General features: G+C 71.1%; 13 protein-coding genes. 11 read left to right on the top strand and 2 right to left on the bottom strand.

Annotated elements, in window-relative coordinates:
• The 8 genes from ACTJKO_RS15680 to ACTJKO_RS15645 form a co-directional block, all read left to right on the top strand.
• Positions 1 to 1,443 (top strand): AAA family ATPase (locus ACTJKO_RS15680; RefSeq protein ID WP_440690077.1); only part of this gene is annotated, 1,443 nt, incomplete at its 5' end.
• 92 nt (positions 1,444 to 1,535) lie between these two features.
• Positions 1,536 to 2,090, top strand: a complete 555-nt coding sequence (locus ACTJKO_RS15675; RefSeq protein WP_440690076.1) for a DUF2231 domain-containing protein — start codon at positions 1,536 to 1,538, stop codon at positions 2,088 to 2,090.
• A 267-nt stretch (positions 2,091 to 2,357) separates the two neighbouring features.
• The gene (locus tag ACTJKO_RS15670; RefSeq protein WP_440690075.1) at positions 2,358 to 3,683 is read left to right on the top strand and encodes a sugar ABC transporter substrate-binding protein; all 1,326 of its coding nucleotides are present in this window, start codon (positions 2,358 to 2,360) and stop codon (positions 3,681 to 3,683) included.
• Between the two features lie 3 nt (positions 3,684 to 3,686).
• Entirely contained in the window at positions 3,687 to 4,718 is a 1,032-nt protein-coding gene (locus ACTJKO_RS15665; RefSeq protein ID WP_440690074.1) for a carbohydrate ABC transporter permease, read from the top strand.
• A complete protein-coding gene (locus ACTJKO_RS15660) occupies positions 4,715 to 5,647 on the top strand; it encodes a carbohydrate ABC transporter permease (RefSeq protein WP_440690073.1) in 933 nt (310 codons plus the stop codon). Before ACTJKO_RS15665 ends, ACTJKO_RS15660 begins: the two co-directional genes overlap by 4 nt.
• A 140-nt stretch (positions 5,648 to 5,787) precedes the next feature.
• The gene (locus ACTJKO_RS15655; protein ID WP_440690072.1) at positions 5,788 to 6,576 is read left to right on the top strand and encodes a DeoR/GlpR family DNA-binding transcription regulator; all 789 of its coding nucleotides are present in this window, start codon (positions 5,788 to 5,790) and stop codon (positions 6,574 to 6,576) included.
• Entirely contained in the window at positions 6,573 to 7,568 is a 996-nt protein-coding gene (locus ACTJKO_RS15650; protein ID WP_440690071.1) for a 1-phosphofructokinase family hexose kinase, read from the top strand. Before ACTJKO_RS15655 ends, ACTJKO_RS15650 begins: the two co-directional genes overlap by 4 nt.
• A gap of 61 nt (positions 7,569 to 7,629) precedes the next feature.
• Positions 7,630 to 9,759: a PTS fructose transporter subunit IIABC gene (locus ACTJKO_RS15645; RefSeq protein WP_440690070.1), complete on the top strand. Its 2,130-nt coding sequence runs from the start codon at positions 7,630 to 7,632 to the stop codon at positions 9,757 to 9,759.
• Positions 9,760 to 10,006: 247 nt separating this feature from the next.
• On the opposite strand, the gene ACTJKO_RS15640 is transcribed toward ACTJKO_RS15645, so the two are convergent.
• Complete coding sequence (locus tag ACTJKO_RS15640) at positions 10,007 to 11,719, bottom strand: beta-N-acetylhexosaminidase (protein ID WP_440690069.1); 1,713 nt, start codon at positions 11,717 to 11,719, stop codon at positions 10,007 to 10,009.
• A 48-nt stretch (positions 11,720 to 11,767) separates the two neighbouring features.
• Here ACTJKO_RS15640 and ACTJKO_RS15635 point away from each other — a divergent pair, with 48 nt between their 5' ends.
• Both ACTJKO_RS15635 and ACTJKO_RS15630 read left to right on the top strand, forming a co-directional pair.
• The gene (locus ACTJKO_RS15635; RefSeq protein ID WP_440690068.1) at positions 11,768 to 12,898 is read left to right on the top strand and encodes an ROK family transcriptional regulator; all 1,131 of its coding nucleotides are present in this window, start codon (positions 11,768 to 11,770) and stop codon (positions 12,896 to 12,898) included.
• Between the two features lie 51 nt (positions 12,899 to 12,949).
• A complete protein-coding gene (locus ACTJKO_RS15630; RefSeq protein WP_440690067.1) occupies positions 12,950 to 13,660 on the top strand; it encodes a DedA family protein in 711 nt (236 codons plus the stop codon).
• 15 nt (positions 13,661 to 13,675) lie between these two features.
• Here ACTJKO_RS15630 and ACTJKO_RS15625 read toward each other — a convergent pair whose 3' ends face one another.
• Positions 13,676 to 13,879 (bottom strand): DUF2945 domain-containing protein, encoded by a 204-nt coding sequence (locus ACTJKO_RS15625; RefSeq protein WP_440690066.1) that lies wholly within the window; start codon positions 13,877 to 13,879, stop codon positions 13,676 to 13,678.
• 197 nt (positions 13,880 to 14,076) lie between these two features.
• Here ACTJKO_RS15625 and ACTJKO_RS15620 point away from each other — a divergent pair, with 197 nt between their 5' ends.
• A complete protein-coding gene (locus tag ACTJKO_RS15620) occupies positions 14,077 to 15,129 on the top strand; it encodes a serine/threonine-protein kinase (RefSeq protein WP_440690065.1) in 1,053 nt (350 codons plus the stop codon).
• Positions 15,130 to 15,175 lie beyond the last annotated feature (46 nt).

The raw sequence follows: 15,175 nt of genomic DNA, 5'->3' as shown, positions 1-15,175 counted from the left end.
CTGCCCGACAAGGCCATCGACCTCATCGACGAGGCAGCCTCGCGACTCCGCATGGAGATCGACTCCAGCCCGGTCGAGATCGACGAGCTCAAGCGCACCGTCGACCGGCTGCGTGTCGAGGAGTTCGCGCTCAAGCAGGAGAAGGACGACGCCTCGAAGGCGCGCCTCGAGACCCTGCGTGCCGAACTGGCGAGCCGCGAAACGCTCCTCGCCGAGCTCGAGCAGCGCTGGCAGGCCGAGCGGGCGAACCTCAACCGCATCGGTGAGCTGAAGCAGCAGCTCGACGACCTCAACATGCGCTCCCAGCGGGCGCAGCGCGAGGCCGACTACGAGCTGGTCTCCCGCATCGAGTACAGCGAGAAGCCGCGGATCGAAGCCGAGCTGGCCGCCGCCGAGCAGGCGGAGCAGGCCGACCGGATGGTGAACGACAGCGTCACCGACGAGGACATCGCCGCCGTGATCGCGCAGTGGACGGGCATCCCGATGGGGCGTCTGCTGCAGGGCGAGACCGAGAAGCTCCTGCACCTCGAGAGCGAGCTCGGCCGCCGGATCATCGGGCAGCGCAGCGCGGTGAGCACCGTGTCCGAGGCCGTCCGTCGCACCCGCGCGGGCATCTCCGACCCGGACCGCCCGACGGGCTCGTTCCTGTTCCTCGGCCCCACCGGCGTCGGCAAGACCGAGCTGGCCAAGGCCCTCGCGGAGTTCCTGTTCGACGACGAGAAGGCCCTCGTCCGGATCGACATGAGCGAGTACGGCGAGAAGCACTCCGTCGCCCGGCTCATCGGCGCCCCGCCCGGCTACGTCGGGTACGAGGCCGGTGGGCAGCTCACCGAGACCGTCCGCCGACGCCCGTACTCCGTGGTGCTGCTCGACGAGATCGAGAAGGCGCACCCCGAGGTGTTCGACGTCCTCCTGCAGGTCCTCGACGACGGGCGCCTGACGGACGGGCAGGGCCGGACCGTGGACTTCCGGAACACGATCCTCATCCTGACCTCGAACCTCGGCTCGCAGTTCATGACCGACCAGTCGCTCACCAGCGTGCAGCGTGAGGAGGCCGTCCGCGAGCTCGTGCAGCAGGCCTTCCGCCCGGAGTTCGTCAACCGACTCGACGACATCGTCGTGTTCGAGGCGCTCACCGAGGAGGACCTCGGCCAGATCGTGTCGCTCTACGTCGACCGGCTCGCACGCCGACTGACCGACCACCGGCTCGAGCTGGCGGTCACCCCGGACGCCCGTGCGTGGCTCGCCGAGCGCGGCTACGACCCGGTGTACGGCGCCCGTCCGCTGCGCCGGCTGATGCAGCGGCAGATCGACGACCGGCTCGCACGCGCGATCCTCTCCGGCGACGTCCGGGACGGCGACACCGTCCGGGTGGACGTCGCGGACGGGGGCGACGAGCTGACGGTCGAGCCGTTCGAGCTGGCGGAGATCGTCGAGGAGTAGCGCCACCCTGGGCCCACGCCGCCGGTTCCTGGCCGACGCGCCAGCGGCGGACAGGCCGTGCCGGTGGGGAGAGGCGNCCTACATTCCAGGGCATGCCTGAGATCCGCGCACTCCGCCGCCTCACCGACGCCGTCGAGCACGCGAGCGTGCTCGACAAGGCCGTCGACGTCGACCGCTCGCTCGTCAACGCGCTCGCCAAGCCGAAGGCGCTGCGCCAGCTGCTGCACGGCGTCCCGTTCGGGCACCCGCTGCACCCGCTCATGGTGCAGGTCCCGCTCGGCGCGTGGATCTCCGCCGCGGTGCTCGACCTGGTCGGCGGCAAGGGGAACGCGAAGGCCGCGAAGACCCTCGTCGGTGTCGGACTCGTCTCCGCCGGCAGCGCGTCGGTGGCCGGGTACGTCGACTGGTCGGAGCTCGACCGCGAGCAGCTGCGCACCGGATGGGTGCACCAGGCGGTGAACTGGACGGGCCTGTCGCTGTACGGCCTGTCGTGGATGCAGCGGAAGCGCGGCAACCACGCCGCCGGCAAGCTGCTCGCGTTCGCCGGTCTCAGTGTCGTCAGCGTCGGCGGGTACCTCGGCGGACACCTCGCGTACCGGCAGCGTGCGGGCGTGAGCCGCGACGGCGAGGTGCCGTTCGACTCCTGATCGCGATGCACCGCCGACGGCGCGGAGCCGGTCCTCACGACCGCTCCGCGCCGTCGTCGCGTCCGGCGGAGCGGGTGCTGATCATGCCTGGTCATGACCAGTTCGTCAAGCATCGTCGCCGATCCGTTCGACATCCGTGATCCCCCGGAAACATGCGGATCACCGTCGTCCACAAGCCGCCGATCAACGGTTGACAACCCTGCGTGATGGGTCTTTACTCGCCATTACGCAACGTCCTTTCGAAAAGGTCGGACCAAGGGAGTCAACGTGACACGCACGCGTTTCGCCGCACTCGGTGCGCTCGCCCTCGCAGGCGCGCTCGCCCTCACCGGGTGCTCCGCCGGGAGCAACGCCGCTTCCGACGGCGGCACGAAGTCCATCGGCACGCCCGATGGCAAGGGCAAGACCCTCACCGTCTGGATCATGAACGGCGACCTCAGCCCGAAGATCCTCGACGTCGCCGAGAAGCAGTTCACCAAGGCCACCGGGGCCAAGGTGAAGCTGCAGCTCCAGCAGTGGGACGGCATCACGACCAAGCTGACGACGGCGCTCGCCCAGAACGACGCGCCGGACGTGGTCGACCTCGGCAACACGCAGGTCCCCGTGTACGCGGCGACCGGCGGCCTGATGGACCTCTCGCCGTACAAGAAGGAGCTGGCCGACGGTCAGACCTGGCTCTCCGGGCTCGAAGGCCCTGCCACGGTCGACGGCAAGCTGTACGGAGCGCCGCTGTTCGCCGGCAACCGCGCGGTGATCTACAACAAGAAGACCTGGTCGGACGCCGGGGTCACCACCGTGCCGAAGACGTACGACGAGCTCACGGCCGACCTCGACAAGGTGAAGGCGAAGAACCCGCAGGCGGACTTCTCGGCGTTCTACATGCCCGGCCAGTACTGGTACGGCGGCCTGCAGTGGGTGTGGGACGAAGGCGGGCAGATCGCGACGGAGAAGGGCGGCAAGTGGACCGGCGCGCTCGACTCGGCTGACGCCGTCAAGGGCCTGACCGCGTGGAAGGACTTCCAGAACGCGTACTCGGCGAAGTCGACGCAGGACATCAACACCGACAAGCCGGCCGAGTCGGACGTCTTCGCGCAGGGCAACACCTCCGCGATCCTCGGGTCCGCGTGGGAGATCGGCTCGATCACCACGGCGAAGCCCGAGCTGAAGGACCAGATCGGCACGTTCGCGATGCCCTCGAAGACCGCGGGCAAGACGCAGCCGGTCTTCCTCGGTGGCTCGGACCTCGGCATCCCGTCGAAGTCCCAGAACCAGGACCTGGCACTCGCCTACGTGAAGATCCTCACGTCGAAGAAGTTCCAGCAGGACCAGGTGTTCGGTGTCGACGGCTGGGAGCCGAACTCCACGCAGCTGCTGGACGCCGTCGCCGGTGACGTCGACGAGCTCCACAAGCCGTACTTCGCCGCTGCGTCGACGAGCCGTCCGACGCCGGCCACGCCCGGCTGGGCGACGATCGAGGGCGACTCGACCTTCCAGACGATGTTCGCCGACATCGCCACCGGTCGGAAGACGCCGCAGCAGGCCGCCGAGGGCTTCTCGAAGCACCTCACGTCCGCGCTCAACGCGCAGCAGTAGTCGATGACCTCCACTGCGGAGCGGGTGTCCGGTTCGGCTGCGGCCGAGCCGGGCACCCGGCAGCGCCGTCCGGCGGGATCCGGTCGTCTCCGCCCCGCGGGCTCCGGTCCGCAGGGCGGTCGCGGCGGGCGTCGCCGATCGCTGACGTCCTCGCGTGCGCCGCTCGTGCTGCTCGCGCCGGCGGCGCTGCTGCTGCTCGCGCTCGTCGTCTACCCGCTGGTCCGGCTCCTGGTGATCTCCTTCCAGGACTACGGGCTGCGTGCGATCTTCACGGGGCAGGCCGGGTTCGCCGGGCTGACGAACTACACGAACGTGCTGACGGACCCGAGCTTCTGGCCGGTCATCCTGCGCACGATCCTCGTCACGGGCGCGATGGTGATCGGCACGATCGGCATCGGCATGGCGGTGTCCCAGCTGCTGACCCGGCTCGGCGTCGCGATGCGCACGGTCGTCAGCGTCGTGCTCGTGCTCGCCTGGGCGATGCCGAACGTCGCGTCGAGCCTCGTCTGGCAATGGCTGTTCCAGCCGTTCTACGGCGTGCTCAACTGGCTCATCACGCAGCTCGGGGTCTTCGGGGACCACACCCAGGACAATTGGGCGTCGAGCCCCGGGCAGGCCCTGACGATCGTGCTGTCGCTCGTCATCTGGCAGGCCGTGCCGTTCGTCGCCCTGACGCTGTACGCCGCCCAGTCGCAGATCGCGCCCGAGTACTACGAAGCGGGCTCGCTCGACGGGGCGTCGGCGTGGGCGATGTACCGGGCGATCACGCTCCCGGCGCTCGTGCCGACGCTGCTGCTCGTGACGATCCTCTCGGTGATCTGGGACTTCAACGTCTTCAACCAGATCTGGCTGCTCACGAAGGGCGGTCCGGAGGACACCACGCTCACCCTCGGCATCTGGACGTTCGTGAAGTCCTTCGTGTCGAACGCGTACGGGCAGGGCGCCGCGATCGCCGTCATCTCGACGCTGATCCTCGGCGCGCTCACCAGCTACTACATCCGCCGGCTCGTCCGGAGCGGGGAGGAGGACCTGTGACGACGACCACGACCCCCGGCGTGACCGGGGCGACCGCGTCGGAGGCGCAGCCCGACGTGACGGAGGCGGACCGCGCCTCCCGTCCGTCGACGCCGGTGCGCGCGCGCAAGCGCAAGCCACGCGTCCTCGCGAACACCATCGCCATCGTGTTCTGCCTCGTGTGGGTGTTCCCGATCTACTGGATGGTGAACACGGCGTTCAAGCCCTCCGACGAGGTCACGACGCTGACACCGATCTGGTTGCCCCTGCGACCCACGCTCGAGAACTTCACGCGGGCGCTCACGCAGGACGGGTTCCTCGTCTACCTCAGGAACTCCGCGATCGTCGTGGTCGCGGCGGTGCTGTTGTCGATCGTGGTCGGGTTCCTGGCCTCGGCGGCACTGTCCCGCTTCCGGTTCCGCGGGCGGCGGGCGATCCTCGTCGGCATCCTGTTCGTGCAGATGATCCCGTCGGGCGCGCTCCTCATCCCGCTGTTCCTGTCGTTCCAGTCCCTCGGGCTGCTCAACAGCTACCTCGGGCTGATCCTGGCGTACGTCGCGAGCGTGCTGCCGTTCTCGATCTGGGTGATGCGTGGGTTCTTCGTCGCCGTCCCGGTCGAGATCGAGGAAGCGGCGAAGGTCGACGGCGCCGGGACGTTCCGGATCCTGTGGAGCGTGCTGTTCCCGCTGGTGATGCCGGGGGTGATCGCCACGAGCGTGTTCGCGTTCATCGCCGCGTGGAACGACTACCTGACCGCGTACGTGATGCTCAAGGACCAGGGGATGTACACGCTGCCGGTGTGGCTCGCGGGGTTCTCGACGAACAAGGGCACGGACTTCGGCGGGCTGATGGCCGCGAGTGTGCTGTTCTCGATCCCGGTCGTGGTGTTCTTCCTCATCGTGCAGCGGCGGCTGGTCAGCGGCATGACGGCGGGGGCAGTCAAGGGCTGACCGGTCCGGCGTTCGACGCCCCGCCCTGCTCCGGCAGGTCGGGGCGTCTTCGTCTGTGTGGGAATCCCAGCGGTGGTTGCGTTCATGTGGGTTGTGGACGTACAGTTCCTGAAACCAACGGGAACGAAGGAGTTCGCAGGATGTACGCAACCGAGCGACAGGACGCCATCGCCGCCGCACTGCACGCGGCCGGCCGGGTCTCGGTCGCCGACCTCGCGGACCACTTCGACGTCACCACCGAGACCGTCCGTCGTGACCTCGACGCCCTCGAATCGGCCGGACTCCTGCGCCGCGTGCACGGGGGAGCGGTGCCCGTCAGCCGGTCGAGCGTCGTGGAACTCACCGTCGCCGAGCGCGAAGGGCAGCACAACTCCGCCAAGTCCGCGATCGCTCGCGCAGCGATGCGGCTCGTCCCGCCGACGTTCACCGGATCGATCGCCCTCGACGCGGGCACCACGTGCGCCGCCGTCGCGACCGAACTCGCCCGCTGGGAGCCCGCAGCGACGGGGGCGACGATCACGGTGATCACGAACTCGGTGCCGATCGCCGCGACGCTGCAGCACAGCGAGCACGTCGAACTCCACCTCCTCGGCGGTCGCGTGCGCGGCGTCACGAGTGCGGCGGTCGGGACGGCCACGGTCGAGCAGATCGGCGCGCTCCGCCCCGACATCGCCTTCGTCGGCACGAACGGCCTCTCCGCCGGGTTCGGGCTCAGCACGCCGGACGAGTACGAGGCCGCGGTGAAGGGCGCCTACGTCCTCGCCGCCCGCCGCAGCGTGGTGCTCGCGGACGCCGCCAAGCACGGGGTCGAGGCGCTCATGCGGTTCGCCCGGCTCGACGAGGTCGACACGATCGTCACCGACCAGGAGCCGCCGGCGGACCTCGCCGGAGCGCTCGCCGAGGCGGACGTCGAGGTGGTCGTCGCATGAGCACCCGCATCGTGACCGTCACCCCGAACCCCTCGCTCGACCGCACGATCGAGCTCGCGGGGGAGCTGCAGCGCGGCGCCGTCCAGCGCGCGACCCGGAGCACCGCCGAACCGGGCGGGAAGGGCGTCAACGTGTCGCGGGTCGTCGTCGCGAGCGGCGGCGACACCGTGGCGGTCCTGCCCGGCGACGAGCTCGACCCCGTCCTGCTCGGCCTCGCGACCCGGGGCATCCCCACCGCGGCACTGCCGATCGGTGCTCCCCTCCGCTCCAACGTCACCGTCACCGAGCCGACCGGCACCACCACGAAGCTCAACGAGCCGGGGCCGAGCCTGGCCGGGCGCCTCGACGACCTCGCCGCATTGGTGGCCGACACCGCCGGGGCGACCGCGACCGGACCCGCCGCGAGCTGGGTCGTCCTCGCCGGTTCGCTGCCGCCGGGGCTGCCCGACGACGCCCTCGCCGTCCTCGTCCGCGCCGTCCGCGCGCGGCACGGGGACGCCGTCCGGATCGCCGTCGACTCGTCGGGCGTGCCCTTCACCGCGCTGCTGCAGTCCGGCGAGCGCCTCGACCTGGTGAAGCCGAACGCCGAGGAACTCGCCGAGATCGTCGGCGGCGACCCCGAGCACTACGAACGGGACGTCGAGGCGGCGGCCGAGGCCGCCGAACGTCTCCGTGCGAAGAACGTCGGCACGGTCCTGCTGACCCTCGGCAGCGCGGGCGCGGTGCTCGTCACGGAGACCGGCAGCCACGCCGCCGCAGCACCGCGGATCGTGGCGCGCTCGACCGTCGGCGCGGGGGACTCCTCGCTCGCCGGCTACCTGCTCGCCGAGGTCACCGGGCTGTCACCCGAGCGGTGCCTCGCACAGGCCGTCGCCACCGGGGCTGCGGCGGCAGCCCTCCCCGGCAGCGACGTCCCGGCACTCGACCACACCGACCCCGACGCCATCACGGTCCGGACGCTCACCCGGTACGCCGCGACCGAGCTCGCCTGACCTCCACACCCCCGAACACTGCACGTCCCGCGCCCCGTGCGCCCTTGCAAAGGAGCAACCCATGTCCGTCAACACGAGACCACGCCTCATCAGCGTCGAGCTCGTCGGCCTCGACGAAGACCTCGGCGCCACCTCGAGTGACGTCATCCGCGTCCTCGCCGGCCGTGTCGCCGCGACCGGCCGGGCCGCCGACGGTGCCGTCCTCGCCGACGACGCGATCGCCCGTGAGGCGAGCGTCGGCACCGGCGTCCCGGGCGGCATCGCGATCCCGCACGCCCGCTCCACGTCGGTGTCCGAACCGACGCTGGCGTTCTCGCGACTCGCACGGAAGGTCTCGTTCGGAGCGCCGGACGGCGACGCCGACATCGTCTTCATGATCGCCGTGCCGGAGGGAGCGGACAAGGACCACCTCACGGTGCTGTCGACCCTCGCCCGTGCGCTCATCCGCGAGGACTTCACCGCAGCCCTCCGCGCCGCGTCCACCCCGCAGGAGATCGTCGACCTCGTCGACCGGGAGGTGAGCGGGGAAGTGTCGCAGGCCGGCGTCGGGAACGCGGGTCGCGCCTCCAGTGCGACGGCGGCCGCACCGGGCCAGGAGGCGCGACCCACCGCAGCCGCGCACGCCGCGGACGGCGACGCGGCCGGTCCCGGGACCGGCGCCCGCAAGGTCATCGTCGGCGTCACCGCCTGCCCGACCGGCATCGCCCACACCTACATGGCAGCCGACGCCCTCGTCGCCGCGGCCCAGCGTGCCGGTGCCGAGATGCACGTCGAGACGCAGGGATCCTCGCAGGTCGAGCCCCTCGACCCGGCGCTCATCGCCCGAGCCGACGCGGTCGTCTTCGCGGTCGACGTCGACGTCCGTGACCGTGGACGCTTCGCCGGCAAGCCGCTGGTCTCCGGCCCCGTCAAGCGTGGTGTCGACGAACCCGACCAGATGATCGCCGAAGCCCTCCGCGCCGCCGACGACCCGAACGCCGCGCGCGTCCAGGGTGGCGTGGCGACCGAGGGCAGCAGCACCGCCAAGGACGAGCACTTCGGTCAGGCCCTCAAGCGGTGGCTCCTCACCGGCGTCAGCTACATGATCCCGTTCGTCGCGGGCGGCGGGCTGCTCATCGCGCTCGGCTTCCTGCTCGCCGGCTACGGCATCGCACTGACCCACGGCAACGACGGCGTCAACAACGCCGTGTACACGCTGCAGCACTCCACCCTGCTCGACCTGCCGCCGCAGGGTCTGCACTACTACCTCGGCGCGGCCGCGTTCGAGATCGGGTCGGTGTCGCTGGGCTTCCTCGTCGCAGCGCTCGCCGGGTACATCGCCTACGCGATCGCCGACCGGCCGGGCATCGCGCCGGGCTTCGTCGCCGGGTCGATCGCCGTCTTCATGAACGCCGGGTTCCTCGGTGGTCTCGTCGGCGGTCTCATCGCCGGCGGTGCGGCCTACTGGATCGGTCGGATCCCGACGTGGCGCTGGCTGCGCGGGCTCATGCCGGTCGTGATCATCCCGCTGTTCGCGTCGATCATCGCGTCGGGCCTCATGCTCCTCGTGCTCGGCGGCCCGATCGCGTGGGTCATGACCGAGCTCACCGCCTGGCTCAACTCGCTGTCCGGGGCCTCGGCCGTCCTGCTCGGCATCATCCTCGGGCTCATGATGGCGTTCGACCTCGGCGGCCCCGTGAACAAGGTGGCGTACGCGTTCGCCGTCGCCGGTCTCGGTGCCGGGTCCGCGACGAACGTCGTGCCGTTCGAGATCATGGCCGCCGTGATGGCCGCGGGAATGGTCCCGCCGCTCGCCCTCGCGCTCGCCTCGACCGTGCTGTACCGCAAGGGGTTCACCAAGCCCGAGCGGGAGAACGGCAAGGCGGCGTGGCTCCTCGGCGCCTCGTTCATCTCCGAGGGGGCGATCCCGTTCGCCGCCGCCGACCCGCTGCGGGTGATCCCGGCGTCGATGATCGGCGCTGCGGTCACGGGAGCGATCTCGATGGCGGCCGGCGTGACCTCGCGTGCTCCGCACGGCGGGATCTTCGTCTTCTTCGCCATCGGCGACATCTGGATGTTCATCGTCGCGATCCTCGCCGGCACCGTCGTCTCCGCCCTGGTGCTGGTCGGGCTGAAGAAGTGGGTACGTCGGTCGCCTGTGGCGGACGACGCGGTCGTCGCGGCCGACGAGCGGGTGGCGGTCACCGCGTAGTCGACGCCACCGCTCGGCGGACGGGAGGCGCGGTGTCGGACGGCACCGCGCCTCCCGTCCGGCCGTTCGTCCGTCCGTGCGACGTCTCTGGTCGCACGACCTGCCGCGCCCCACGCGCACGGACGGCACGTCGTGCGACCACGGCGTGGCGCGTGCGGCGTGTCGTGCGACCTCGCCGCTCGTCGCCCCACGCCGCTCGCCGGCCCCGGGGCGCGGGCACGCGAGGCGCCCGCCGTCCGCGTCGGCGTCAGTCGGCGATGTTCGCCGTCACCGCGTCGATGTACGCAGCCCGTTCGGCACGGGTGTGCGGGCGACCCGGCACCCCCGGGCGCTGCTGCCACGGGAAGGGCCCGGCCTCGTGCCGGTACTCGATCCCCATCGCCTCCAGCCGCGCCACGTGCTCGGCGAGGCGCCCGCGGAACTCGGCGACGTCCCGTGGCCCGGTGACGTCGGCCGACCAGAGCGCCTCGGCGAGGGCCGCGACCCGGGGGAAGAGCTGGTAGTCGAGGCTCCGGGCGGAGTCCACGTGCTCGGTCCACATGTTGCCCTGGCCGCCGATGACGTGCGCGCGCTCGGCGTCGGTGAGGTCGCTCGGCACCGGGTCGAAGGCGAACACGTCGTCCACCGTGAGCACGATCGACACCGGGATCGGCTCGGTCGCCAGGTCGCTCTGCCGGTAGTCGAGGTACACCTGGTCGTCCGGCGCCGAGATGACGTCGTGCCCCCGTCGCGCCGCGGTCCGGGCACCGGTGAGGCCGCGCCAGGACACCACGGTCGCCGAGGGCGAGAGCGTGCCGCCCTCGAGGATCTCGTCCCAGCCGAAGGCCCGGCGTCCGTGCGACTCGACGTGCGCTGCGAGCCGGCCGATGATCCATGCCTGCAGCTGCTCTTCGTCCTCGAGCCCGAGTTCGCGGATGCGCTCCTGCGTCCTCGGGTCCTCGATCCACTGCACCTTCGGGCACTCGTCGCCGCCGACGCCGATGTACTCCGACGGGAACAGCGCCATGACCTCGTCGAGGACGTCCTGGAAGAAGGTGATCGTGGACTCCTCGGCGTTGAGGACGTCGTCGGCGATGCCCCACTCCGTCCAGACCTCGACCGGCTCTCCGGTCACGCCGAGCGACGGGTACGCGGCGAGGGCGGCGCGGACGTGCCCCGGCGTCTCGATCTCGGGGACGACGGTGACGAACCGGTCGGCCGCGTAGGCGACGATCTCGCGGATGTCGTCCTGCGTGTAGTAGCCGCCGTGCGGGCGCCCGTCCTTGCCCGCGACGACGAGCTCGCCGTCCGGTCCGGGTACGTGCGCGCCGACCTGCGACTCCTTCCGCCACGAACCGACCTCGGTCAGGCGGGGGTACTTGCGGATCTCGATGCGCCACCCCTGGTCTTCGGTGAGGTGGAAGTGCAGGCGGTTCAGGCGGTGGGCGGCGAGCTGGTCGATGACCCGCATGACCTCGTGCTTCGTACGGAAGTGCCGGGCCACGTCGAGCATGACGCCCCGCCACGCGAACGCCGGGGCGTCCTCGACGGTGACGGCGGCGAGCGTCCACGGACCCGAGCCCACCCGGCCCTTGCGGTACACGTCGGCGGGCAGGGACTGCAGGAGCGCCTGCACCCCGTAGAAGACGCCCGCCGCGGAGCCGCCGGTGACCTCAACACGATCGGCGGTCACGACGAGGCGGAACGACTCCGACCGGTCCCCGCGGGGCCCCTCGGGCAGCGAATCGTCGTCGGCCACGCGCAGCGCGATGACGTCGGCACCCGGCGCGACCGCGTCCGAGGCGTCGTCGGCGTCCCGCACCGGGAGACCGGTCGACCCCCGCAGTGTCTGCTGCAGGTACAGTCGGACCGACCCGGACGCGGCGTCCGCGGCGATGCGGGTCGTCGGCGTGATCGCGAAGGCGCCCACACCGGGTTCGGTGCGGCGCGGCCGTGGGATGAGCATGTCGGAGTCCACCATTCCTCAATGATCTTTCGTAATATGGAGGCTATGGCCGTGGATGAGACCGTGTCAACGCTTCCGAGCGGCGTCGTCGGCAGCACGCCGGGGATGCTCCGGCTCATCAACTCACGCGCGATCCTCGACGAACTCTTCCGCGACGACCGTTCGCACACCGTGACCGAGCTCAGCCGGATCGTCGGGCTGTCCCGCCCCACCGTCGAAGCAGCGCTCGCCGACCTGGTCGACGAGGGCTGGGTGACCGAGGCCGAGGCGATCGCGACCCCGAACAAGGCCGGCCGACGCGCCAAGCGCTTCCGGGCCGACGCCGCGGCCGGGTCGGTGCTCGGGGTGGACCTCGGGCTGCACGGCATCGTCGGGCTCCGGTCGGACCTCCGCGGTCAGCAGCTCGCGCGGGTGGAGGAGGTCTACACCGACCTCGCCTCCGCCGAGCAGGCGTGGGAGAGCGTGCAGGACGTCGTCCGGCGGCTCGTCGAGGGCACGGACCCGTCGACGCTCCTCACCGCCACGTTCGGGGTGCCGGCGGTCGTCGACCGCTCCGGGGAGATCGACTACACCGTCGCCGTCCCGCAGTGGGTGGAACGTCGGGTGCCCGGTCGGATCGGCGACCTGTTCCCCGGAGCGGCGACCTTCTTCGACAACGACGCGAAGCTCGCCGCGACCGCCGAGACGATGTGGGGCCGCTTCCGCGGCGTGCAGGACGGCCTGTACCTGGTGATGGGGCGACAGATCGGCGCGGCATACCTCGTCGACGGCGCGCTCGCCCGGGGTGCACGCGGCGCAGCGGGCGAGATGGGCGGGCTCGCGTCCACCGGCTGGCCGGACGCGCCGTCCCGACTGGAGGCGCGGATCCCGTCCGGCTCGGACGTCGAGTCCGTCATGGCCGCGGCCGGGCAGGGCGACGCCGCGGCCGCGGCAGCGGTCCGGGCGCTCGCCGAGGACGTCGCGCCCGGCGTCGTGCAGCTCATCGCGACGATCGACCCCGAGGTGGTGGTCGTCGGCGGCGAGGTGCTGCCCGCGGCCGACGTGTTCTGTGCGGCACTCGCGGACGTCGTCACGCCCCAGCTCCGGCACCCGGTCGACATCGTCCCCTCGACGGTCGGACGCGACGCCGTCGCCCGGGGCGCACTCGCGCGATCGCTCACGCACGTCCGCACCTCGCACATGGGTCTCGGGTGACGTCCAGCCCGCACGCCTGTTCCTGACAGCCCGTTCAGGGATGCTGGTCCCATGACGACTGCCGTGGCCCGGGCCACCCCCACCATGACCGTCGCCGCCGGCGACCCCGCGCAGGACCCCGAGACGGGAGGCCTGTCCGGGTTGGTCCTGCAGCTCATCGACGCGCTCGGCGAGTGGGGCGTCGCGCTCATGCTCTTCATCGAGACGGTGTTCCCGCCGATCCCGTCCGAGGTGATCCTGCCGCTCGCAGGGTTCCTCGCCGGTGCGGGCCGGATGGACCTCGTGCTCGTCCTGGTCCTGGCGACCCTGGGCTCGTGGCTCGGCGCGCTGGTGCTCTACTGGCTCGGCGCGGTGATCGGCTTCGAGCGGACCACGCGGTGGCTCGGGAAGCTGCCGCTCGTCGACGAAGACGACTTCCGGAAGGCAGCCGACTGGTTCCACCGGCACGGCAAGAGTGCGGTGTTCTTCGGCCGGTTCGTGCCGGTCGTCCGGAGTCTCATCTCGCTGCCCGCGGGGGCGGACCGCATGCACCTCGGCACGTTCTCGGTGTTCACGATCATCGCGAGCGGGATCTGGAACGGTGCGCTCGTCCTGCTCGGCGCGGCGTTCGGCACCCAGTACGACCGGGTGGAGCAGTACACCGAGTGGATCGACCGTGCACTCTACGTCGTGATCGCGGTGGTCGTCGTCACCTTCGTCGTGCGCCGGGTGCGGCGTGCCCGCCGTTCGCGTCGGGTCGGGGCCGATCCGGCGGGTGACTGACGACCCCGACGGCGCTCACGCCTTGGTCAGCGCGGACTCCTTGTGGGCGGCCTGCTTGCCGGACTTCTCCGACTCGACGATCCAGTACGGGTCGTCCTCCGTCGGCTTGAAGGTCTGACCGTCGAACTCGAAGTCCTGCGTCTTCCGCTCGACGACCTTCCCGGTGGTCTTCCCCTGCGACGTGTTCCAGTGCACCTGGTCGCCCTTCGACAGCGCCATGCGGTCCTCCTCGTGTGATCGCTCACTGCATCGGACCTCGAAGCGTACCCCGAGGCATCCGCACGACCACAGGGAAGTGGGCCCATCACGATGTCATAACGCCCGCGCGCAACCGGGGGCGGCCGCGTACCGTAGTGGGTGAGTCACCTCGTTGGCAACTGCCACGGATCACCCGGCTCTGGACGGAACGACGCAACATGACCCTGCTCGAGAGCGCACGGGCGGACACGGTCCTCGCCGGCAGGTACCGACTCGTGAAGCTGATCGGCACCGGTGGCATGGGCTCCGTGTACGAAGCGCGCGACGAGCACACCTACCGCGCGGTCGCCGTGAAGCTCTTCGCAACGCCGGAGTCGATGACCACGGCCGACCGGGTCCGCCAGGAGCGTGAGATCCGGCTGCTGAGCATGCTGTCGCACCCCGGGCTGATCCCGCTGTACGACGCCGGCACGCACGACTTCGAGGACGGTCCGCACCGGTTCATCGTGATGGAGCTCATCGCGGACACGACGCTCCTGCGCCGTCTCGCCGAAGGGCCACTCCACAACTACGAGGTGGCCGACCTCGGTGCGCAGCTCGCCGACGCGCTGGCCTACGTCCACTCCCGAGGCATCGTGCACCGCGACGTGAAGCCCGCCAACATCCTCATCAGCGACGAGGGGTCCTCCGGATTCGCCCGGACGGTGAAGCTGACCGACTTCGGCGTCGCCCACTTCGTCGACGGGTCGCGACTGACGAACGACGGCACGATCATCGGGACAGCCGCGTACCTCAGCCCGGAGCAGGTCGCCGGGGAACCGATCGGGTTCGCGACCGACGTCTACTCGCTCGGGCTCGTGCTGCTCGAAGCGCTGACGGGCAAGCAGGAGTACTCGGGCACGCTCATCGAGGCAGCGCTCGCCCGGCTCCGTCGCGATCCGGAGATCCCGGACGGCATCGCTCCCGAGTGGCGCGACCTGCTCACGCGGATGACCGCACGCGACCCCGAGCGCCGCCCCACCGCGGTGGCGATCGCGAGCGCCCTGCGCGGCGGCTCGACCCAGATCACCGGGCCGGTGCCGCTGGGCCCGCAGCGCGTGCAGCACAAACGCGACCACCGGCTGCACCGTGCCGCACACCGCCACGCCAAGCGCGGCACGTTCGTGGTGGTGCGCCGCTGGCGCCGACGGAACGTGTTCGTCGGGTCGTTCGCGGCGTTCGGCGTGCTGGTCGCCTGCGCGGCGTCGTACGTCGCCGGCACGCTGCACTGACTCACCCCGGCAGCTGCCGCTCCGCGTGTCCAGCGTCCCTGGCAGG

It is taken from the genome of Curtobacterium sp. 22159 (assembly GCF_052045775.1).
GTDB lineage: Bacteria > Actinomycetota > Actinomycetes > Actinomycetales > Microbacteriaceae > Curtobacterium.
Note: the sequence above shows the minus strand (reverse complement) of the source record. Positions and strands in the feature narration are given on the sequence as shown.

Coding starts and splice junctions, on each gene's coding strand:
- ACTJKO_RS15675 (WP_440690076.1), top strand. CDS start 1,536: ATGCCTGAGATCCGCGCACTCCGCCGCCTCACCGACGCCGTCGAGCAC.
- ACTJKO_RS15665 (WP_440690074.1), top strand. CDS start 3,687: ATGACCTCCACTGCGGAGCGGGTGTCCGGTTCGGCTGCGGCCGAGCCG.
- ACTJKO_RS15655 (WP_440690072.1), top strand. CDS start 5,788: ATGTACGCAACCGAGCGACAGGACGCCATCGCCGCCGCACTGCACGCG.
- ACTJKO_RS15650 (WP_440690071.1), top strand. CDS start 6,573: ATGAGCACCCGCATCGTGACCGTCACCCCGAACCCCTCGCTCGACCGC.
- ACTJKO_RS15645 (WP_440690070.1), top strand. CDS start 7,630: ATGTCCGTCAACACGAGACCACGCCTCATCAGCGTCGAGCTCGTCGGC.
- ACTJKO_RS15640 (WP_440690069.1), bottom strand. CDS start 11,719: ATGGTGGACTCCGACATGCTCATCCCACGGCCGCGCCGCACCGAACCC.
- ACTJKO_RS15630 (WP_440690067.1), top strand. CDS start 12,950: ATGACGACTGCCGTGGCCCGGGCCACCCCCACCATGACCGTCGCCGCC.
- ACTJKO_RS15625 (WP_440690066.1), bottom strand. CDS start 13,879: ATGGCGCTGTCGAAGGGCGACCAGGTGCACTGGAACACGTCGCAGGGG.
- ACTJKO_RS15620 (WP_440690065.1), top strand. CDS start 14,077: ATGACCCTGCTCGAGAGCGCACGGGCGGACACGGTCCTCGCCGGCAGG.